Origin of the sequence: Paeniglutamicibacter sp. ZC-3 (assembly GCF_025847175.2) — a bacterium.
GTDB lineage: Bacteria > Actinomycetota > Actinomycetes > Actinomycetales > Micrococcaceae > Paeniglutamicibacter > Paeniglutamicibacter sulfureus.
The window spans coordinates 82,499-103,319 of record NZ_JAOYTG010000007.1 but is presented as its reverse complement, the minus strand read 5'-3'; the positions used below and the strand labels follow the sequence as shown (position 1 = coordinate 103,319).

The following is a 20,821-nucleotide window of genomic DNA, read 5'->3' as shown; positions in this document are numbered from 1 at the left end:
AGCCTAGACTGATTGACATGCAGATCAGCCTGTCGGCCGAGGACCTGACCCGGGTGCGATTCACCATCTCGCCCCTGTGGGAAACGGTCACCAGCGTGCGTGCCCTCCAGCTGGGCACCCGGATGCACCGACCCTGGATCAGCGATGCCACCAGACGCATTCTTGCCTCGCGCGATCCGCAGAAACAGGACCATCTGCGGTTGCTGACCACGTTGATCCGCCCCACCGGCTACATCGCCGATTCCCTCACCCCCACTCCCCTGCGGCAGGACACCTTCGAGGCGGGCCTTGCCGCGGTTGGCGCCGTTCCGCCGGAGTTGTGGGTCCGCGACCTCGACTACCTGTTCGCCACCGGGTTGGAAGAAAACCGCATGAAAACGGTGCGGGCAATCCGTGACGATCCGCTATCCGAAATCGCGCGCATCGTTGCGGCCCTGCGCTGGTACTGGGAAACCGCCGTTGAGCCGTTCTGGCCGCGACTGCGCGCCATGCTGCTGGCGGACCTTGACTACAGGCTGGCCCTGCTGGCCGAGCACGGCATCCACCAGGTCTTCAACACCTTGCACCCCAATGTGCGCCTGACGCCCGACGGCATCGAGGTCACCGCCAACTGCGACGGCAGCCACCACGCCTCCCCGGGCAACGGGCTGATCCTGGTTCCCAGCGCATTCGTCTGGCCGCGCACCCTGGTGCTGGACGTCGATCCGTTTGTCCCCACGCTGACCTACGCCCCGCGCGGCGTCGGCCGGCTCTGGGAAAACACCCGCGAGGTCAAGGACTCCCCGGTGGCACAGCTGCTCGGGCACACTCGGGCACAGATCCTGGCCCAGCTCGACCTGCCCATGACCACCACCCAGCTGGCCTGCGTCCTGGACCTGGCCGCGGGAACCGTCAACGGGCACCTGAAAGTGATGGCCGCCTCCGGTCTCACCGACACCATCCGTGCGGGCCGCGAGGTCTTCTACCGGCGCGCCGGCCTGGGCGAGGACCTGCTCGCCCGCGCGTAGCCCCGCCGCAACGCCCTCACTGTCCCCGCGGCTGGGTAGGGTCGGGTCATGATCGATTTCAACAACGCCTCCGTGTTCAAGCTCAGCCCCTGCAACCCCGAGGACGTCGCGGGGGAGGTGACTCCCCTCTTTGTCCAGGGCGAGGAGCTGCTGGCCGCCTTCAAGGGCGTGCGCGACTACGTGGTTTTCACCAACAAGCGGCTCGTCGCGGTGAACATCCAGGGCCTCACGGGCAAGAAGCGCGACTACACGTCGCTGCCGTATTCCAAGGTCCAGTCGTTCTCCGTGGAAACCGCCGGAACCTTCGATCTCGACGCCGAGCTGGATTTGTGGTTCAGCGGCCTGGGCAAGGTCCGCCTGGAGTTCAAGGGAAAGGTGGACGTGCGCGCCCTCTCGCAGCTCGTCGCCTCCCACGTCCTCTAAGCCAACAACAGCCGGAAAGGCCTCGGGGCCGCCCTTTTGGGGGCGGCCCCGAGGCCTTTCCGGCTAAGCAGGCGCCCGGTGGCGCCCGGCGTCATCGCGCGGCAGGCTCCTTCTGCTCCGCCTCGACGGCCGGGCCGGCGTTGAATGACGCGGCGAGCATGCGCTCCTGGGCGACCTTGGCTCCGTGCATGGCACGCAGCTCGGCGTGCTTCGGCTTGCTTCGCAGGATCGCGTAGCCGATCCCCAGTCCCACAAACCAGATCGGGGTGAAGAGCAGCGCGGAGAGGGTGTCGGCCTGCGTGGTCAATGCCCAAAGGATGAAGCCGAAGAAGGCCAGCACCACGTAGGGCATGAACGTTCCGCCGGGCATCTTGAACTTGCTGGCCGCGTGCAGCTGCGGGCGGCGCTTGCGGTAGACCAGGTAGCTGATCAGGATGATCGACCAGACGAACATGAAGCACAGGGCCGAGATGGTGGTGACCAGGGTGAAGGCCTCGGCCACGCCGCCCTCTGCGTAAAGCAGCGCCACCCCGGCGAGCAGGAACATGCAGGAGAACAGCAGCGCGTTGCGCGGGACCTTGGTGCGGGAGAGCTTCGCGAAACCCTTGGGGGCGTCGCCTTCCTCGGCCAGCCCGTGCATCATGCGGGAGGTCGAGTAGATCCCTGAATTCGCGCTGGAGGTCGCGGAGGTGAGCACCACGAAGTTGATCACGCCTGCCGCCCCGGCCAGGCCGGCCATGGCGAACATGCCCACGAAGGGGGATTCCGCGGCGCTGAACAGCTTCCACGGCTGCACCGCCATGAGGATGACCAGGGCACCGACGTAGAAGAAGAGAATGCGGACCGGGATGGAGTTGATCGCCTTGGGCAGGGTCTTCTCCGGGTCCTTGGTCTCGGCGGCGGTGGTGCCCACCAGCTCGATGCCGACGAATGCGAACACGGCGATCTGGAAGCCGGCGACGAAGCCCATGAAGCCGGTCGGGAACATCCCGCCGTCGCTCCAGAGGTTCGCGAAGGAGGCGGTGGCGCCGTTGTTTTCGAAGCCGGTGATGATCATGACCAGGCCGACGACGATCAGTGCGCCGATGGCGACGATCTTGACCAGGGCGAACCAGAACTCGGTTTCGCCGAAGTTCTTAACGCTCGGCAAGTTGAGCGCCACGAGCAACAGGATGCAGGCCACGGCGGGGATCCATAGCGGCAGGTCCTTCCACCAGAACGCCACATAGTGGGAGATCGCCACGACGTCGGCGATGCCGGTGACCACCCAGCAGAACCAGTAGGTCCAGCCGGTGAAGAATGCGGCCCACGGGCCCAGGATGTCCCCGGCGAAGTCGGAGAAGTTCTTGTAGTTGGTGTTGCTCAGCAGCAATTCGCCCATCGCGCGCATCACGAAGAAAAGCATGAAGCCGATGATCATGTACACGAAGATGACAGACGGCCCGGCCACCGCAATGGTCTTTCCGGAGCCCATGAACAGGCCGGTGCCGATGGCCCCGCCGATCGCGATCAGTTGGATGTGGCGGTTGGAGAGCCCACGTTCGAGGTGGGGCGCGGAACTGTTCTTGCTCATGCTGTTGCCTTCCAGATTGGTGCCGGTGCTTCGGTGGCGTGCCATTGACGACTCCCTAACGGATGTCGCCGACGGTGGCGAGGCCCTGGAGTGGGGCCTTCACGGTGTTCTCCGAGGCAACCATTCCCAGGCCGGCGCACTTGCAGGAGGGCCATTCGGCGCGGCGCGCGGCAAGCCGGTGATTCCGCTGCGCGGATTCACGGGACAGGCCGGCGGGCGCGCCGAAGGGCGACCGGGCAGTGGCGTGGGTGGTTGGCGTCATGGAGGAACTCCCGAATCGAGCGCGGGCCAGGCCGCACTGTTCTTGGATCCTCCCCAATCTGTTGACGTACCTGAGAGTTTCCATCCCGGCCCGCAAGGGGTCGGGACTTGCTCCTTCGGTGAGCACGAACGTAACCGTGCTTCTTTCCAGATTCGCCTCTTCGTGGCGGTACGGGTGCCTGAGAGTTTCCTGGGGAGGAATTGCTCCTACGGCGCCCGTCCATGGTGTGAACGGGACTCTCCCGCCACGCGTCAACGGCGATTTTGTTGTGACTGCTGTCACAATCTACGTGAAAGTTCTCCCGTGGTGCAAACCGCAGAAACTTTCATTACAGCGCAGGGTCGAAAAATGTCATTCTGACGTGGGCCGGGTACGCCAACGGGGATTCGTCATCTTCATGGGCGAGGCCGACGGCGCGGTCCTTGACGGATTCCTTGATGGTTGCGACCGCCGCACCGGCGGAATCGGGCGCTGCTTGCGGCCTGGTTGTCTGTGTCATGTGTGCCACGCTAACAACCCGGAATGCCGGGCCATTTTCGTTCGCGTTTCCGCCCTGTAACGGTCGTCCAGCACGTGTTTCGTGCACGTTTCACGAGACGGCGATCCTCAAGAAGAAGAGTTCCACGTGGGCGGACACAAAAGGACCGTCTCCGGGGAATGTCGGCTCCGTCCCCTCAGGCGGGCAGCCGGGACACCGCGTCGTTCGCTTCGGTTACCTACGTATCGTAGGGTCTTTCTCATCGACGTGGTTTGGTAAGTCATAGGTGGAGCCGCCTCGGTCAACGGGGCGCAATGATCGCGCCATCCTCGGAACCGAGCGCAAGATACCTCCAAGAGACGAGGCCCAAACCCTGTTCACCTCCGTGTGCTTGGCTAAGTACATGACAGTCCCCGAAGTCCTGATCCAGACCTTTCACCGCTGGGATCTCGCTGGCCGACCAACGCAGGCCCAATCACGCTGGAACACCGAATCTTGGTCCCGGCATCTCCCTGAATATGCGTCATTCCTGGCGTCCTTAGGAACAGACCGCATGGACCGAACTCAGGCCATCGCGGCGGCCCCGGATGTCGTCGACGAGGACACAGCGGTGCAGGTCTTCTTGCTCTCGATGCTCTGGGGATATGGTCCCGTCGGATACGGACCGTTTCGGACTCGACGAGTCCTAGAGCGCGCCGAGGCAAAATCAGAGCTCCTTGAGGTAGCTCAGGAAGCGAAGCAAGCTGGCGGTCTCGCTGCCTTCGAACTGATCGCCGACCGTCGGCGACAGTCCCGCTCCTATTTGAAATGGCTTGGACCCGCGTTCGGGACGAAATACATCTATTTTCTTACCGCGCAAGACACAAAACACCGGCCAGCACCGGTAATGGATGCCGTCGTGTACCGGTGGTTCCGGACCCATGTACCGAATCGCCCGCTGATCGTCGATTTCTGGCATGCCCCGAGCTACCGCATGTTTCTGGAGAGTCTCAATGAATGGTCTGCCGGACTCGGTGGCGAACCGGGTCAAGAGCTACGCGTCGACGACGTCGAGTACCTAATCTTCGCGGAGGGCAACCGGTTCGAGGACAATGCGGAATGGCGGGAGTCTTGGGACGCGGAACAACGCGTACTTCAGCTCCCCCTGCTCTTCGACCAGTTGCGTTCACAGGCCGGCGCGGGCACTCAACCGGAACGCGCAAACCAGCTCATTTCCGAGCTCGAGTCACTTTTCAACCCCGCGGATGACACTGAAGAGGGCCGCACGCCCTACGTCTTGTAGAGCAATGCACAGGGCACCGCTCCGCCGGCGCGAGGTGGGCGTACCTGCTGGGGGCGTCCGCTACCCGGCGTCGCGCGGGCTCAGCCGGGCCGCCGCCATGGATGCACCCAGGATGATGGTGCGCATGAAGCGCTCGGCCGCCTCGATGAGCAGGCGCTCCCCGTCGTCCACGGCCTCCTGCAGGGTCATCGGGATCGGGACGATGGAGGCGATCGCGTCGATCCCGATGTCGTGGACGTCGCGGCAGCCCTTGCCCAGCGTCCCGGCCAGCGCCACCACGGGCACCCCGTGCAGCGCCGCGCGGCGCGCGACCTCGGCGGGGACCTTGCCCCGGGGCGTCTGGAAGTCGATGGCCCCTTCGGCGGTGATCACCAGGTCCGCGCCGCGCAGCAGCCCGTCCAGGTCGATGCCGGCCAGGCCGGAGTCCAGGATCGCCTCGAAGCGCGGCATCAGCACCGCCCCGAGGGCGGCAAGCCCGGCGCCGAGCCCGCCGGAGGCGCCGGTTCCCGGGGCGTTCGCGAAGTCGGTGTCCCGGGCGGAGTCCAGGGCATCGCGGCGGAGCACCGCCGCCCAGTGCTCGAATCCGGCGGACATGGCCTCGACCTGCTCGGGGGTGGCGCCCTTCTGCGGGCCGAAGACGCGGGCCACCCCGCGCTTTCCGGTGAGCACGTTGTGCTGGTTTAGGGCCAGGGTGATTTCCACGGTGCCCGCGGCAATGGCCGGGTGCAGTCCGGCCAAATCCAGCCGGTCGATGCGCGACAGGTGGTTGCCGCCGGCCGGGACCTCGCGCCCGGCGGCGTCAAGGATCCGCACGCCGAGTCCCTGCAGCGCGCCCATGCCGCCGTCGGAGGTTCCGGAGTCGCCGCAGCCGACGAGCACCTTCTGCGCGCCGGCATCGATCGCCGCGGCGATGAGTTCGCCGACGCCGCGGCTGGTGGTCACCCCGGGGTCGCGCTGGTCGCGCGGGACCAGGCGCAGCCCGGCGGCCGCGGCCATCTCGACCACGGCCGTGCCGGCGGCCTCGCCCCCAAGCATCGCGTAGTGGGAGTCGACCGGTTCCCCGACGGGGCCGGTGACCCGGGCCGGGACCAGCCTGCCGCCGGTGGCGCAGGCGAGGGTCTCGGCGGTGCCTTCCCCTCCGTCGGCGATCGGGACGGCCTTGACCACCGCGCCGGGCAGGGCGCGGCGGACGCCGGCGCCGATGGCCTGGGCGACGGCGGCGGCGTCGAGGGATTCCTTGAATCCGGAGGGGGCAACGAGGATGCGGCGGGGCAGGGCGTTGGACATGGTGGTTCCTTAACTATTGGGGAAGGTATTGGGGGTGGGTGTGTGGCTAGAGGAAGAGCGGCAGGCCCATGGCCGGCCAGATCCAGAGGGCGAAGACCAGCACCAGGGCGACCATGACCGGGCCCAGCACTGCGCTGAGCCGCAGCAGGTCCGCGGGTTCGTAGGTCGTTACTCCCTCGATGTCGGAGAACAGGTTGACGGGCTTCGCACTGCTGGTCAGCGTGTGGCAGAAGCCGGCCGCGGCGGTGGAGGCGAAGGCGATCGCGACCGCGTTGACCCCCAGGCCCGGGGCCAGGGAGACGACCAGCGGGATCAGCACCGCGGAGCGGGCCGAGCGCGACTGGATGACCAGGTGCGCAGCTGCGGACATGGACACCACCAGCACGGTGAACAACCACGGTGCTGCGGCGCCCAGCGAGTCGACCGGGCCCAGCACGCTGCGCGCCAGCCAGGCCGCCGCCCCGGTGCCGACCAGCGCGGTGCCCAGGGTCAGCGTGGCGGCCATGAAGATGAGCATCGACCAGGGCACTGCCTTCAGCGCCTTGGCCAGGGGCACGGAGCCGAAGCCCGGGCTGGCCACCAGCAGCGAGCCGAGCAAGGCAACGATGGCGGGGTGCAGGTGGTGCAGCGGCTCGGTGCACCAGAGGACCACGACGCCGCAGACCAGCAGGGCCGCACGGGACTGGGCGACCGTCAGCGGCCCGGACAGCGGAACCGGCGAGTGTTCCTGCAGCTGCCCGATGCCCACGGCCAGTGGCAGCCGCCGGTCCGCGGGCCGGGTGAAGAGCCGGAGCACCAGCTCGGCACACAGGTGCGAGGAGACGAAGGCCAGCGGCAGCCCGTAGAGCAGCCACCCGGCGAAGGAGAAGCCCTCATACCCGGAGGCGGTGAGGATCTGGCTGGTGATCAGGTGTGCCCCGGCGCCCAGGTAGGAGGCGACCGCGGAGAGCAGGATGACCGAGGGGAACACCAGGGAGAGGGCCAGCACCACCCGGCGGCGCTCGTGCAGGGCGCGGGCCAGGGCGATGAACACCGGGATGGCCAGGGCCGCCCGGCCGGAGGTGGAGGGCACCGCGAACGCGGTGGCGACCAGCACCCCGGTCGTGAGGTGGACCAGCTGCCGGGGGCTTCGGGCACCGGCAACGATGTAGGCGGCCGCCCGCGTGGCCAGACCGGTGGCGGTGATGCCCGCGGCAATCACGAACGCCGCCAGCAGCAGCCAGATGGTGTCCTCGCCGAGCGAGGCGAAAAGCACGTCCTCGGGTAGCACTCCCATCAGCACCAGCACCAGTGCGGCACCGAGCGCGACGTAGGTGTCACCTACCGGGGAAAAGATCCACAGCCAGATCGCGACGGCGAAGACCGCCAGCGTCAGCGCGCCGTGGGCCGGCAGCGCGTTTCCGGCCCCGGTGGCCGGGCCGAAGGCGCTGACGGCGCACCAAGTCAGGAACACGGCCAGCAGCGCGGCGGTGAGCAGGCCAGAGATCCGGTGGCGGTTCCAGCGCATGGGCCGGGGGCGGGCCGCGGGGGCCGACTCCGGTGCGGCCGGGGCTGCCGTTGCATGGCGGAACCGGCTCGGGGCGGCGGTGCCGGCCCGGGTCTCGGCGGTGTCGGTGGACTTCATGATTCCTCCCCCAGCGTGGTGGCGATCCGGTCGGCGAACGCGTCGTCGGCGCCGCGGGCGGGCGCCAGGGCGTCGAGGGGCACGGTGAGCCCGAAGCGGGTCTGGGCCCCGTCCCCGGATTCGACCCAGGCGATGCCCCGGTGGGCCTCGGCAACGGCCTTGACCACGGCCAGGCCAAGGCCCATGCCGGGGTCCGAGCCCTCGGTGCTGCGGTAGCTTTCAAGCAACGCGCGGGCCCGCTCGGGGTCCAGCGGCGGGCCCGGGTTGGCGACCCAGAAGCTGGCGGCGCCGTCGGCGACCGAGGATCCGATGCCGATGGTGTCCCCCGGGGAAGTGTGCGCCACGGCGTTGTCAACGAGCTGGCGCACCGCATCGGCGATGCGGGCGGCATCCAGCCACGCCTCGGCCCGGCCCGTCTCCTCGATCCGGAAGTGCCTCCCGGGGTGGGTGCCGGGCTTGGACGCCTCGGCGGCAACGTCAGCGGTCACCTCTGAGACCGGGACACGGGCGGGCTTCACGAAGCCCGGATTCCCGCTTTGGGCCAGCACGTCGAGGTCTGCGAGCGTTTGTCCCATCCGGGCGATCAGCTGCTGGGCGCCGCAGGCGATGCGGGCGCGCTCGGCCCCCGGCATATCCCCGTCGACCAGGTCGCGCAGTGCCGCGGCAAGCAGGCGCTGGGGTTCGTTGAGGTGTTCGCGGGCCTCGGCGATGAAGTGGCGCTGCGCCAGGTGCGAGCCCTCGATGCGGTCGAGCATGGCGTTGAGCGTCTCGGCCAGACGGGCCAGGTCGTCCCTGCCCTGAACCGGGATACGCGCGGAGAGGTCGTGGGCGGTGATTGACTCGGCGGTTTCACGCACGGTGCGGATTGGCCGCATGATCTGCCGGGCGACCAGCCAGGCGATCCCGGCGGTCAGCGCCAGCCCGCCCACCGCGACGCCGAAGAGCAGCACTGCCTGCCGGTTTGCCTCTTCCTGCGCTGCCCCGGTGAACTGGGCGACAAGAAGGTGCGCCCGGCGTTCCGGCGCGATGGTGGCCGGTTCGCCGGCGGCAACGGCCTCGGCCTTGCCCCAGCGCACCGTCCCGTGGGCACTTTCGTAGACCCCGGCGGTCTGCGCATCGCGCAGGATCCGGTCCACCAGGGCGGCGTCGCCGGCCAGGATGTCGCCGGAGCCATCGGCCAGGCCCTGCGCGGCCAGCACCCTGCCGCCGGCCACCCCGACGATCGCCTCGCCGGCCAGCGGCTGCTGCCGGGCAAGATAGCGCTCCATCAGCGCTTCCATCGAGGTGAAGGGCCGCGCGGTGCGCGGGTCCAGTCCCTCGGCGGCGAAAGTGCGGAATTCCTCGATTTCCTGCACGACTCCCACGTTGGCGGCCTCGGCAACCTGTCCCGACATGACCGAGCGCATGGTCACGGTGACCGCGAGCAGTGCCAGGGCGGTGGTCAGCACGATCCAGCCAACGATCCTCCAGCGCGCCGACACGGCCGAACCCTGCCGCTCCAGGTTCTCAGTCATCGCCATGTTCGTGCCCCCTGGACTGGGCCGGAGCGCTCGAGGTCGGCGGGGATGCCAGCTCGACGACGATGGGATGCTGATGCGGCAGCGGAGGGTTGGCGGTGTTGGCCAGCGCTTGGCTGGCGGTCGCCAGTCCGGCCGGAACGGCCAGGACGACGAGCAGGAGAAGAATGCGGCGGATCATGCTCCCAACATTAGAAATGCCTTGTGAGAGCAGGATGATGTAGCTGTGAGAGGCAAATGAGAGCGGTGCGGGGTCCCACCGGGGCGCTCGGGGTGGAGTGCCGGTGGGACCCCTCCGTCGCGGAAGCGGCGTCCATTCACAGGCAACGCACAGTGCGGGGTTGGCATCGATTCGTCCGGCCTGGCCGTTGAACCGGGTAGAGAACCCGGCCAACCGACCTCTGGAGCCCATTGCCAGCCATGTCCCCCGCAACGACCACGACAACCGACACGCTACCGAATCCGCGTCATGCCGATGCCCACGCGAACGAACAGTCGCGCCCCCGGACCGTGGTGTTGCTGGGTATCGACGGGGCGGGCAAGACCACGGTCGGGACAACGCTCGCGGCCGAACTACAGGCATCCGGGACGCAGGCGCAACTAGTGCGCAACCCGGCCGGACGCCGCTGGATGTCGCGCGTGGCCGGACGCTTCGGAACCGCACTGACGCCGGCGTGGGCAAATCGCCTGGAGTCGGTCGTGCGCCTGGCCAACGTCCTGGCCTCCCACGCCCGGGCCTCGGGATTTGCCGGCACCACCGTCATGGATCGCCACGTGGCGTGCCAGCTGGTGCTGCGCTCGGTCCGCGGACTGCCCCAGGGGGTCCTGCTGCCGTGGCTGCTCTCCCGACTGCCGGAACCGGATGCGGTCATCCTGATTGATGTCCCCGCCGAGGTCGCCCACGCCAGGATCCTTGCGCGCGGGGAGGACAGCGAAACCCTTTCCTATTTGCGGTCGGCGCGCGAGGCTTATCTGGAGATTGCGTTGGCCAGGGGCTGGCATATCATCGACGGCACCGGTACGCCGCGGCAGGTGGCCGCCAAAACGCGGCGGGCCGCGACAGGCAACGACTGAGACCGCTTCACCGGACGCACCCCGGCATGGACGGGCCCTAGCGGCCCCGGGTGGCATTGCTTCCCTCAGAACATGCACGAATGGCATGGCGCCCGCCAGCCTGTTTGCCCATCAACAAATGGCAGGTTCTTGCCGTCCCTCGAATATCGCCGGCTTCTTCGGCGTCTTCCACCCGCGCCCGTGGCATTTTTCGTTTAACGGCCCCGATTGGTGTGCGCGATGCCACAAATTTAGATTTCGCGAAGAAACGCAAATCTTTCCATCAATACCCTCTAGCTGGCTCTGGAAAAGTGCGGAAATGTAGTTCCTACGCAGAAAGAACGCCGGAACAACCTACCGGGATCACGAAGACGATCCAGGCCCGGCAACCGGCAATCCAGCAAGGAGAAGGCAATGACCGAGCAAAACTCAACCGAGAACCGCATCGCAGCAATCGAAGAGGATTGGGCAAGCAACCCGCGATGGTCCGGCACCACTCGTGATTACTCGGCAGCCGACGTCGTCAAGCTCCAGGGCTCCGTGCAGGAAGAGCACACTCTGGCCAAGCGCGGCTCGCAGAAGCTCTGGAAGCAACTCACCGAGGAAGCGCCGTCCGGCGGATACACCAACGCATTGGGCGCCCTGACCGGCAACCAGGCAGTGCAGCAGGTCAAGGCCGGCCTCCGCGCCATCTACCTTTCCGGCTGGCAGGTCGCCGCAGACGCCAACCTCTCCGGCCAGACCTACCCGGACCAGTCCCTCTACCCGGCCAACTCGGTTCCGCAGGTGGTGCGCCGCATCAACAACGCACTGCTTCGCGCCGACCAGATCGAGCACGCAGAGGGCATCAAGTCCGTCGAGGATTGGCTCGTCCCGATCGTGGCCGACGCGGAAGCCGGTTTCGGCGGCCCGCTGAATGCCTACGAATTGATGAAGTCGATGATTTCCTCCGGCGCCTCCGGCGTCCACTGGGAAGACCAGCTCGCTTCGGAAAAGAAGTGCGGCCACCTCGGCGGCAAGGTCCTCATCCCGACCCAGCAGCACGTTCGCACCCTGAACGCCGCCCGCCTGGCAGCAGACGTCGCCGGAACCCCGTCGGTCGTCATCGCCCGCACCGACGCCGAGGCAGCAACCCTGATCACCTCGGACGTCGATGACCGCGACAAGCCGTTCATCACCGGCGAGCGCACCGCCGAAGGCTTCTACAAGGTCACCAACGGCATCGAACCGTGCATCGCCCGGGCCAAGGCCTACGCACCGTACTCCGACCTCATCTGGATGGAGACCGGGACCCCGGACCTGGAACTGGCCCGCAAGTTCGCCGAGGCGGTCAAGGCCGACTTCCCGGACCAGATGCTCTCCTACAACTGCTCCCCTTCCTTCAACTGGAAGAAGCACCTGGACGATGCAACGATCGCCAAGTTCCAGCGCGAACTCGGCGCCATGGGCTTCACCTTCCAGTTCATCACCCTCGCCGGCTTCCACGCCCTGAACCACTCGATGTTCAACCTCGCCCACGGCTACGCCCGTGACGGCATGAGCGCCTACGTCGAACTCCAGGAAGCGGAATTCGCCTCCGAGGCACGCGGCTACACAGCCACCAAGCACCAGCGCGAAGTCGGCACCGGCTACTTCGACGACATCGCCACCGTGCTGAACCCGAACGCCTCGACCCTGGCCCTGGCCGGATCCACCGAAGCCGGACAGTTCCACTAAACATCCCCGGGCGCTTTCCCGCTCTCGGCACCGGTGGGGCCGACCAACCACGGTCGGTCCCACCGGGCCACACCCCGCCTTGGCCCACCGGCATCAAGGCACACTTCCCACCCACACACTTTTGATTCAAGAAGGAGTCACAGCCATGAACGATCCAATCACCCTGAACGGTATTACTTTGGTCGCTGCCCCAGTCCGCCGGCAGGAAGAGATCCTCACGCCCCAGGCGCTGGACTTCTTGGCGCAGCTCCACAAGGCCTTCGACGGACGCCGTGCGGAACTCATGCAGACCCGCCAGCTCAACCGCGCCCGGATCGCCAACGGCTCGGACCCGAGGTTCCGCCCGGAGACCAAGTCCATCCGCGACGACGCGTCCTGGAAGGTTGCACCCATCGCCCCCGGGCTGGAGGACCGCCGCGTGGAAATCACCGGCCCCACCGACCGCAAGATGGCCATCAACGCCCTGAACTCCGGCGCCAAGGTCTGGCTGGCCGACCTCGAGGACTCCTCCACGCCCACCTGGTCCAACGTCATCAACGGTCAGCTGAACCTGCGCGCGGTGCTGGACCGCACCATCGATTTCACCTCTCCCGAGGGCAAGGAATACAAGCTGTCCGGTGAGAAGCTCACCGACCTGCCCACCATCGTGGTCCGCCCGCGCGGTTGGCACCTGCCGGAGAAGAACCTCCTGGTTGCCGGCAAGCCGGTCTCCGGTGCGTTGGTCGACTTCGGACTGCACTTCTTCCACAACGCCCAGCGCCTGATCTCCCAGGGCCGCGGACCGTACTTCTACCTGCCGAAGATCGAAAACCACCTGGAGGCGCGCCTCTGGAACGACGTCTTCGTCCTGGCGCAGGACCTGGTGGGCATCCCGCAGGGCACCATCCGCGCCACGGTGCTCATCGAGACGATTACCGCTGCCTTCGAAATGGAGGAGATCCTCTACGAGCTGCGCGATCACGCCTCCGGGCTGAACGCCGGCCGCTGGGACTACATCTTCTCCATCATCAAGAACTTCCGCTCCCGCGGCCCGCGCTTCGTGCTCCCGGATCGCGGCATGGTGACCATGACGGCCCCGTTCATGCGCTCCTACACCGAGCAGCTGGTCCGTGCCTGCCACCGACGCGGCGCGATGGCCATCGGCGGCATGGCTGCCTTCATCCCCAACCGCAAGGACGAGGCAATCAACGCGGTGGCCTTCGAGAAGGTCCGCGCCGACAAGACCCGTGAGGCCAACGACGGCTTCGACGGCTCGTGGGTGGCACACCCGGACCTGGTTCCGGTGGCCCGCGAGGTGTTCGACTCGGTCCTGGGCAGCAACCCCAACCAGCGTGAGCGGACCCGCGAGGACGTCATCCCCGACGACAAGGAGCTGCTGAACATCGCCGGCACCGAGGGCAAGATCACCGAGGACGGCATCCGCAACAACATCGAGGTAGGCATCCGCTACATGGAAGCCTGGCTGCGCGGCAACGGCGCCGTGGCCATACACAACCTCATGGAGGATGCCGCGACCGCCGAGATCTCGCGTTCGCAAATCTGGCAGTGGATCCAGCAGGCAGCCATTACCGACACTGGTGAACTGGTTTCCCGCTCCTGGGTCGAGTCGATGACCGAGGAGGAATTCGAGAAGCTCTCCCGCTTCGAGGGTGACCGCTTCGAGGATGCCCGCGAGATCTTCGAGGCATGCGCCCTGCGTGAGGATTTCCCGACCTTCCTCACCGTCCAGGCGTACAACCGCTACCTGCGCGAGGCCAAGTCACTGGAAAAGGCCGCAGCGTAACTGATCTTCGGTGGCGGGGTCGAGGGGCCAGCGCAATGACGCGACCACTCCTTGGATCCCGCCACCAGGAATCAACCACATGGATTTCGACCTTCCCCAAGTCAACGGAGAAGGCCACCGAATAATTGATCTTCGGTGACGGGGTCGAGGGGCCAGCGCAATGACGCGACCACCCCTTGGATCCCGCCACCAAGAATCAACCTCACAGACTTCGATCGTCCCCACCGGCAGAGCTGTCTCAGGCGGGGACGATCGTTATTTAATGTAGCGGCCATCCGAAAGTGGTTCATCCCTCCCCCTGTTGTCGGCAATGGCACCGCTGCCGACGTCGCCAAATGCCGAATTCGGCTCGTCCGACGAACCATAATGGGAGACGGGTCCGCCTCGGGGCCGGACGCAGTAGAACCCCCAAAGGAGCCAGGTGAGCCAGCCACACGATCCGCCAACGAAACTCTTCACACGGGATTTCCTGCTCGCCGCCGTCGCCAACCTCTTTATTTCCATGGTCTTCTACCTGTTGATGACCTCCATGGCGCTGTATGCGGTGGACAGGTTCCAGGCCTCCGACAGCGCCGCGGGGCTGGCCTCGAGCGCCTTCGTCATAGGTTCGGTCGTTGCCCGGCTCTTTGCCGGAAAAATGTTGCAAGTCATGGGACGAAAACGGCTTGCCGTCCTCGCCCTCGGCCTCTTTGCCCTGTCTTCAGTCTTCTACCTCCTCAGCAGCACGTTGTTGCTTCTGCTCATCGTGCGCCTGGTCCATGGCATGGCTTTCGGCATGGCCAACACCGCCATTGCCACCGCCGTCCAGTCGCTCATTCCCCAAGCGCGGCGCAGCGAGGGAACCGGCTACTTCGGGTTGTCCACCACGCTGTCCACCGCTGTTGGACCGTTCCTGGCGGTGCTGCTTGCCGGCAGCGGCAACTACACCTCCGTCTTCGTGTTCTGCACCATCTTCTCGGCTTCGGCGTTGCTCTTCACGCTGCTGGTCCGCATGCCCGAACCGCAGCGCCCCACCCACCTCTCCACGGCACATGCCCGGCGCGGCAGCTTCATCCGTTCCATCATCAGCCCGGCGGCACTTCCCATCTCCTTGGTCATCCTGGTCTGCGGCATCGCCTATTCGGGCATCATTTCGTTCCTGGCCCCGTTCCTGATCTCGAAGTCCATGACGGAGGCGGCCAGCTGGTTCTTCATGCTCTACGCCGTCACCGTGCTTTTATCCCGGCTCTTTGCCGGACGCATCCAGGACCGCCGCGGCGACAACGCCATCATGTACCCCCTGCTGGTGGTGTTTGCCCTGGGTATGGCTGCGCTTGCATTCGACCCGAGCAGCCTGACCGTGGCTTCCGCCGCGGCTTTGACTGGTTTCGGCTTCGGCGCCTTGATGCCCTGCGCCCAGGCCATCGCCGTGTCCTCGGTGCCACCGGCCGAACTGGGGGTGGCAACCTCAACGTTCTTCCTGATGCTTGATGTCGGGATCGGCTTCGGGCCCGTGGCGCTGGGCCTGCTCATCCCGCACCTGGGATACACCGGCATGTTCGGAAGCCTCGCCGTACTTGCGGTGCTCGGCATCGTCCTCTACTTCCAGGTGCATGGGCGCCACGCCCGCGGGAATCGTCCAGGGGCAATCTAGCGCGGGATCCCGAAGATCCGGCCCGGGCTGTCGCGCACGAAGGCGACGACCGTCCAGGCCACCAGGGCCACAGCGGCGAGCCACAGCACCGGAAGGCCCACCTGGAGGTAGAGGAAGGCGCCGATCAAGGAGCCGAGCGTGATCATCGCCCAGAGCGCGCCGTACGGCAGCCAGGCCCACTTGGGGCCGCCGGCCAGGGCCGCGGCGAGGTGCTGCCCCATCTTCACCAGGGCGCCGGTCATGTAGGTCAACCCGACGCTGACCTCGCCGCGGCGCGTGTATGTCGCGTTGATCGCCCCCATGGACATGGCCATCAGCACGGCGGTCCATGCCCCGCCGGCCGATCCCAGCGTGGTGAGGGCCGAGGCCAGCAGGAACGCCGAGGACACCGAGAGCACCGCCCCGCGCCGGTGCACCGAGGGGACCTGGCTGGCCAGGCTCGCCGCGACGACTCCCAGCACGAAACCGAGCACCAGGCCCATGGCCAACCCCCACTGCAGCAGGTTTCCCTCCGCCAGTCCTGCGCTCGAGCGGGTCGAGTTGCCGCTCATGAAAGAGACAAAGTACCCGCCGAAGTGGATGAACGCCACGCCGTCCACGAACCCGGCGATTGCCGTCAATCCACTGGCATAGGCAATCCCCCGCCATCCCAATGAGCGTGCCACGTAGCTTCTCCCCCATCCGCGCCCGGGCGAAGCGGCGCTCCGCCCGGGGCACCGTCTCGATTGCCGGTGCCGGATGCCCCTGGAAATCGGCACCCGGTTCCGTCCCCAGTCTAGTGAGCAGGCCAAACGGCGCGCTGCCCGCCCGCGCGGGCGCGGTCCCCGGTTCGCCGGTGAGTGGCTGCGGGCCACGCACCGGCGGCAGGTGATACGCGCCACGGGATCATGGCCGAATCATTCCCCCGACTTACCATTGAATGACCCCCTTCCTACCAAAGGTTTGTTTTCGTGCCCCAATTTGCCCAGGCGCTTGCCCGCGGACTCAACGTCCGCCACGTCCGGTTCATGGCCCTCGGTTCGGCCATCGGTACCGGCCTGTTCTACGGTTCCGCATCGGCCATCCAGGCCGCGGGACCGGCGGTCCTGCTGGCCTACATGATCGGCGGCGCTGCCGTTTTCATGGTGATGCGCGCGCTGGGTGAGATGGCGGTTCGCCACCCGGTCTCCGGTTCATTCGGCCAGTACGCTTCCAAGTACCTCGGCCCCTTCGCCGGGTTCATCACCGGCTGGACGTTCGCCTTCGAGATGGCGATCGTGGCGATTGCGGACGTCACCGCATTCGGCATCTACATGGGCTTCTGGTTCCCGGACGTCCCCCGCTGGATCTGGATCCTGGCCGTGGTCTTCTTCATCGCCGCGCTGAACCTGATGAAGGTCAAGGTCTTTGGCGAGACCGAGTTCTGGCTTTCCCTGATCAAGGTCTCGGCGATCATCGCGATGATCGCCGGCGGTGTGCTGATCGTGCTTTTCGGCTTCGGGCTTCCCGCCGAGGCGAACCCCGGCATCGGCACCATGCTTGCAGCCGGAGGGTTTTTCCCCAACGGTTTCTGGGGCCTGTTGGCTTCCTTCTCGATCGTGATGTTTGCCTTTGGCGGCATCGAGACCATTGGCATCACCGCCGGCGAGGCAGAGAACCCCAAGTCAGTGGTGCCCAAGGCGATCAACACCGTGCCAGTGCGCATCCTGCTCTTCTACGTCTGCACCCTGGGCATCCTGATGATGATCTACCCGTGGAACCAGGTCGGTTCCGCGGGCAGCCCCTTCGTGCAGATCTTCGACAACCTGGGCATTCCCGCGGCGGCACACATCCTCAATGCGGTGGTCATCACCGCAGCCATCTCGGCGATCAACTCCGACATCTTTGGTGCCGGGCGCATGATGTTCGGGCTGTCCCAGCAGGGCCACGCCCCCGCCTCGTTCGCCAAGATCTCCCGCAATGGGGTCCCCTGGATGACGGTGCTGACCATGGGCATCGTGCTGCTGGCCGGAGTGGTGCTCAACGCACTGCTGCCCGAGTCGTTGTTCCTGATCATTGCCTCGATCGCCACCTTCGCCACCGTGTGGGTGTGGGTGATGATCCTGCTCTCGCACATCTCCATGAAGCGGACCATTGCGCGCGAGAACCTCCAGGCCTCCGAGTTCCCCTCCCCCTGGTGGCCCGCGGCGTCCTATGCCGCGCTGGCATTCATGGGCTTTGTGATCGTGCTGCTGGGCATCATCCCCGCGACCCGCGTCGCCCTGGTGGTCGGGGTTGTCTGGATCGCGCTCCTGTTTGTCGCCTACAAGGTCTGGGTCCGCGCCAAGGGCCACGAGCGCGCCGAGTTGGTCGACGAAACCGGGCGCGACTACGTTCCCGCCGAAACGCGATAGCCGGGCCAATCCCACCGGCATCCCGATGACAGGACCCCCGGCCGCTTCTGCGGCTCGGGGGTCCTGTCATGTTTCGTCCCATGCCGCCATTGGCATGGAGCACCATATGCAGCCGGCTAGCGATCGGGCTTCGACACCAAGGCCCGCCTGCACGATGCGGGACATAAATCGGCGGAAGAACGCACCCTTGCGCCTGTCGTCCGCAGTCGTCCCGTGGACGATTTCCCTAGCCCTTGGTCCACTGGCCGCGGGTGGCCACATACGATGCCGTCGCGCAGGGATCGGGCGCGTCGTCCACTGCCTTGCACGCGCGCACCCGGAAGCCGTCGGCTCCCGGGTGCCAGCTGTAGATGAGACCGTAGGAGGAGTTGGAGAACCTGGCGCGGTTGCCGTAGCCACAAACATTTTGGGTAAACCGCGTCCACACGGTGTCCGGCGCGTTGTTGCGTACAGCCTGTGCCTGGTAGTAAACGCAGTGGCCGTCCCTGGCGTCATCCGTTAGATACAGGTTGTAGCCGAAGTGGCGGTTATCGTCTTTTCACACCTTGCCACTGCTCTTGGCCCATGAATTGTCCATCGAGTAGGTTTCGTATGCCTGGGCCGGGGTGGCCAAGGTCAGTGACGCCAGCACAAGTGCTGCGGCGGCCGCGAATCCGCGGAATATGTGTTTCATGGTGTTCCTCAACTTTTCGACATTGAAGGGTTTCGGATGGGTTCTGACGCGAGCGAGACTACCAGCGGGCATCATCTCAGCGGTAGGTCTAACGCGTAGATTTATTTAATCCGTTTGCCCGCAATCCGCTGCCACGCCTTTCCCCAAGGCCGGCAGAACCCGTCGTTTCCAGACGGTAGTGGCCGTCCCCCGCCGCAAGGGATCACATCGGTTCCCGCATTACGCGGGGAATACGCACCACGGGCTCGCTGTTGCCCAAGACATGACTGAAACCCGCTTGAGCGTTGATATTTTTTCCGACATTGCCTGCCCATGGTGCTTCATCGGCAAGCGCCGCTTCGAAACGGCACTGGCCGCCCTGCCCTTCGGCGAAAAGGTCGATGTGAAGTGGCATGCGTTCCAGCTGGATCCCTCGCTGCCCGAGCATTTCGAGGGCAGCGAAATCGATTACCTTTCCCAGGTAAAGGGAATGCCCAGCGAACAGGTGGTCGGCATGCTCGAGCACGTCACGACCCAGGCCGCAAGCGAGGGCCTAAAGTACGACTTCGATGCCCTACACGTTGCCAACTCATTCACCGCGCTGCGTCTGCTTGCCCTGGCCAAGGAACGCGGCCTCGGCAACGAGATGAAGGAAGCGCTGCTTTCGGCCCACTTTGAGCAGGGCGTCAACACCGGCAACAGCGATGCCCTGCAGGGCATCGCCGATACCGTGGGCCTGGACCCGGCGGAAACGGCCGAGGTGCTCGCCGGCGACAAGTATGCCGACTCGGTGCGGGCCGACGGCGTCCGCGCCCGCGAGCTGGGCGTCAGCGGTGTGCCGTTTTTCGTCCTGGACAACAAATACGGGATTTCCGGTGCCCAGCCCTCGGAGGTATTTGAGCAGGCGCTGAGCCAGGTCTGGAAGGAAATCGGCGGCGAGAACCTGCAGATGCTCGGAACGCCGTCTGCCGACGGCGCGGCCTGCGGCCCCGAAGGCTGCAACTGACGCCTAGTTCTCCTTCGCATCCGTCGACGGTTCCGGCTTGGCCGGGGCCGTCGACGGTTTTGCGCCTGCCTTTGGCTTCGGCGGGGTGCAGCCAAGCTTTCCCGGCTTCTTGTTGACGGAACCCTCCTTGACCAGGTCCTTGTACTTGGTGCCGATGACCACGTCCACGGTCTTCCCCGGGCGCTTTGCATCGTAGACATAGGTCAGGCCCTTGATGTGCCGCTGCAGCGTCATGGCCTGGGCGTAGCCATCGGGTCCGGAGGTCACCGCCCCGACCACCTGCACGTTGGACAGGTTTGCGTTGCCCACGTCGCCCACCTTGAATCCGTGTTTTTTCAGTTTCGTCGCGGTGGCCCCCGCCAGTCCGTAGATCTGGGTGGCGTTCAGGACGTTCACCGTCATCTTGCCCGGGTCGACGTAGTTGAATTTCCTGGTGGGGCATGCCTCGTTCACGGCAACGGGAGCCTCGGCAACCGGTTTGGGCTCAAGGGCGTCGATGACGAGGGTGCGCGTGTTGACCAGGTAGGCCAGGACAAGGGCGGCGGCCAGCATCAGGACCACGAAGATCAGGATGACGCCATGGCGGATGCGCCGTCGGCGCTTGATCCGGTCCTCCGTGGTGAACTCGGGGCTCGCCAACTCGTCTTCGGAGATGATGTGGTGCCCGTGCCAATCGTTCGGGTCCTTGCTGCGTGCCAACCTGTCCCCTAGTCTTCCAACACGAGCACACGTGCGTGCAGGATTGAACGCTGGTGCAGGGCCGTGCGGACGGCGCGGTGCAATCCGTCCTCCAGGTAGCGGGTACCCTTCCATTGCACAACGTGCGGGAAAAGGTCGCCGAAGAACGTCGAGTCCTCGGCGAGCAGTGCCGCAAGGTCCAGGGTGCTCTTGGTGGTCACCAGCTCGTCCAGTCGCACTTGCATGGGCGCGACGGAGGCCCAGTCCTTGGGAGTCACGTAACCGTGTTCCGGATATGGCCGGGAATCGCCGACAGATTTGAAGATCACTTGACCAGCTTAGGAAACTTCGAGCACCTATTGGGGCGATTGGCCGATATTTGTGCGCGTCGCGCCTCGGGTACGTGACCCTGGGGCCCGCGTCAAGGGGTAGGACGCATGGATTCACAGTACGGAACGTGAAGTAACTTTCGCTG

Annotated in this window: 21 protein-coding genes and 1 riboswitch; of the genes, 9 read left to right on the top strand and 12 right to left on the bottom strand. The window is 66.0% G+C overall.

From position 1 onward, the window contains the following. Positions 1 to 17 precede the first annotated feature (17 nt). Positions 18 to 1,007, top strand: a complete 990-nt coding sequence (locus OIU93_RS09785) for a winged helix-turn-helix domain-containing protein (protein WP_264269884.1) — start codon at positions 18 to 20, stop codon at positions 1,005 to 1,007. A gap of 48 nt (positions 1,008 to 1,055) precedes the next feature. Further along, a complete protein-coding gene (locus OIU93_RS09780; protein ID WP_217388796.1) occupies positions 1,056 to 1,430 on the top strand; it encodes a PH domain-containing protein in 375 nt (124 codons plus the stop codon). Positions 1,431 to 1,521: 91 nt separating this feature from the next. Here OIU93_RS09780 and cycA read toward each other — a convergent pair whose 3' ends face one another. The 3 genes from cycA to OIU93_RS09765 form a co-directional block, all read right to left on the bottom strand. Beyond that, a complete protein-coding gene (gene cycA, locus OIU93_RS09775; protein ID WP_264269883.1) occupies positions 1,522 to 3,003 on the bottom strand; it encodes a D-serine/D-alanine/glycine transporter in 1,482 nt (493 codons plus the stop codon). Between the two features lie 55 nt (positions 3,004 to 3,058). Then, complete coding sequence (locus tag OIU93_RS09770; RefSeq protein WP_264269882.1) at positions 3,059 to 3,265, bottom strand: hypothetical protein; 207 nt, start codon at positions 3,263 to 3,265, stop codon at positions 3,059 to 3,061. 156 nt (positions 3,266 to 3,421) lie between these two features. After that, a riboswitch (glycine riboswitch) is annotated at positions 3,422 to 3,519 on the bottom strand. Between the two features lie 74 nt (positions 3,520 to 3,593). Further along, complete coding sequence (locus tag OIU93_RS09765) at positions 3,594 to 3,764, bottom strand: hypothetical protein (RefSeq protein ID WP_217388798.1); 171 nt, start codon at positions 3,762 to 3,764, stop codon at positions 3,594 to 3,596. A gap of 382 nt (positions 3,765 to 4,146) precedes the next feature. Here OIU93_RS09765 and OIU93_RS09760 point away from each other — a divergent pair, with 382 nt between their 5' ends. Then, positions 4,147 to 5,025: a hypothetical protein gene (locus tag OIU93_RS09760; RefSeq protein WP_336245080.1), complete on the top strand. Its 879-nt coding sequence runs from the start codon at positions 4,147 to 4,149 to the stop codon at positions 5,023 to 5,025. A 60-nt stretch (positions 5,026 to 5,085) separates the two neighbouring features. On the opposite strand, the gene OIU93_RS09755 is transcribed toward OIU93_RS09760, so the two are convergent. Genes OIU93_RS09755 through OIU93_RS09740 form a run of 4 tightly spaced genes read right to left on the bottom strand, consistent with a single transcriptional unit; the run spans position 5,086 to position 9,634 of the window. After that, on the bottom strand, positions 5,086 to 6,312 hold the full coding sequence (locus OIU93_RS09755; protein WP_264269881.1) for a glycerate kinase: 1,227 nt from the start codon (positions 6,310 to 6,312) through the stop codon (positions 5,086 to 5,088). Between the two features lie 46 nt (positions 6,313 to 6,358). Next, on the bottom strand, positions 6,359 to 7,936 hold the full coding sequence (locus tag OIU93_RS09750) for an SLC13 family permease (RefSeq protein ID WP_264269880.1): 1,578 nt from the start codon (positions 7,934 to 7,936) through the stop codon (positions 6,359 to 6,361). Continuing rightward, positions 7,933 to 9,450 (bottom strand): HAMP domain-containing sensor histidine kinase, encoded by a 1,518-nt coding sequence (locus tag OIU93_RS09745; protein ID WP_264269879.1) that lies wholly within the window; start codon positions 9,448 to 9,450, stop codon positions 7,933 to 7,935. The genes OIU93_RS09750 and OIU93_RS09745 overlap by 4 nt, the downstream gene beginning before the upstream one ends. Then, entirely contained in the window at positions 9,443 to 9,634 is a 192-nt protein-coding gene (locus OIU93_RS09740; protein WP_264269878.1) for a hypothetical protein, read from the bottom strand. The genes OIU93_RS09745 and OIU93_RS09740 overlap by 8 nt, the downstream gene beginning before the upstream one ends. Before the next feature lie 239 nt (positions 9,635 to 9,873). On the opposite strand from OIU93_RS09740, the gene OIU93_RS09735 reads away from it, so the two are divergent. From OIU93_RS09735 to OIU93_RS09720, 4 genes are all read left to right on the top strand, one after another. Continuing rightward, on the top strand, positions 9,874 to 10,527 hold the full coding sequence (locus tag OIU93_RS09735) for a dTMP kinase (RefSeq protein ID WP_264269877.1): 654 nt from the start codon (positions 9,874 to 9,876) through the stop codon (positions 10,525 to 10,527). Positions 10,528 to 10,920: 393 nt separating this feature from the next. Next, positions 10,921 to 12,222, top strand: coding sequence for an isocitrate lyase (gene aceA / locus OIU93_RS09730; RefSeq protein WP_217388804.1), 1,302 nt, complete (start codon positions 10,921 to 10,923; stop codon positions 12,220 to 12,222). Between the two features lie 145 nt (positions 12,223 to 12,367). Further along, on the top strand, positions 12,368 to 14,005 hold the full coding sequence (gene aceB / locus OIU93_RS09725; protein WP_264269876.1) for a malate synthase A: 1,638 nt from the start codon (positions 12,368 to 12,370) through the stop codon (positions 14,003 to 14,005). Positions 14,006 to 14,426: 421 nt separating this feature from the next. Continuing rightward, positions 14,427 to 15,638, top strand: coding sequence for an MFS transporter (locus OIU93_RS09720; protein ID WP_264269875.1), 1,212 nt, complete (start codon positions 14,427 to 14,429; stop codon positions 15,636 to 15,638). Here the strand turns inward: OIU93_RS09720 and OIU93_RS09715 are convergent. Continuing rightward, entirely contained in the window at positions 15,635 to 16,303 is a 669-nt protein-coding gene (locus tag OIU93_RS09715; protein ID WP_264269874.1) for a YoaK family protein, read from the bottom strand. The two genes, OIU93_RS09720 and OIU93_RS09715, sit on opposite strands and share 4 nt — an antisense overlap. A gap of 342 nt (positions 16,304 to 16,645) precedes the next feature. Here OIU93_RS09715 and OIU93_RS09710 point away from each other — a divergent pair, with 342 nt between their 5' ends. After that, positions 16,646 to 18,010 (top strand): amino acid permease, encoded by a 1,365-nt coding sequence (locus OIU93_RS09710; RefSeq protein WP_264269954.1) that lies wholly within the window; start codon positions 16,646 to 16,648, stop codon positions 18,008 to 18,010. A gap of 226 nt (positions 18,011 to 18,236) precedes the next feature. On the opposite strand, the gene OIU93_RS09705 is transcribed toward OIU93_RS09710, so the two are convergent. Together OIU93_RS09705 and OIU93_RS09700 are read right to left on the bottom strand one after the other, a co-directional pair. Continuing rightward, entirely contained in the window at positions 18,237 to 18,437 is a 201-nt protein-coding gene (locus OIU93_RS09705) for a hypothetical protein (RefSeq protein ID WP_264269873.1), read from the bottom strand. Positions 18,438 to 18,548: 111 nt separating this feature from the next. After that, positions 18,549 to 18,683 (bottom strand): hypothetical protein, encoded by a 135-nt coding sequence (locus OIU93_RS09700; RefSeq protein WP_264269872.1) that lies wholly within the window; start codon positions 18,681 to 18,683, stop codon positions 18,549 to 18,551. Between the two features lie 262 nt (positions 18,684 to 18,945). Here OIU93_RS09700 and OIU93_RS09695 point away from each other — a divergent pair, with 262 nt between their 5' ends. Beyond that, positions 18,946 to 19,668, top strand: coding sequence for a DsbA family protein (locus tag OIU93_RS09695; protein WP_264269871.1), 723 nt, complete (start codon positions 18,946 to 18,948; stop codon positions 19,666 to 19,668). A 3-nt stretch (positions 19,669 to 19,671) separates the two neighbouring features. On the opposite strand, the gene OIU93_RS09690 is transcribed toward OIU93_RS09695, so the two are convergent. Further along, positions 19,672 to 20,367 carry a LytR C-terminal domain-containing protein gene (locus tag OIU93_RS09690; protein WP_217388811.1) on the bottom strand — a complete coding sequence of 232 codons (696 nt, stop codon included), beginning with the start codon at positions 20,365 to 20,367 and terminating at the stop codon, positions 19,672 to 19,674. A gap of 8 nt (positions 20,368 to 20,375) precedes the next feature. Beyond that, entirely contained in the window at positions 20,376 to 20,675 is a 300-nt protein-coding gene (locus OIU93_RS09685; protein ID WP_217388812.1) for a type II toxin-antitoxin system VapB family antitoxin, read from the bottom strand. Between the last annotated feature and the right edge of the window lie 146 nt (positions 20,676 to 20,821).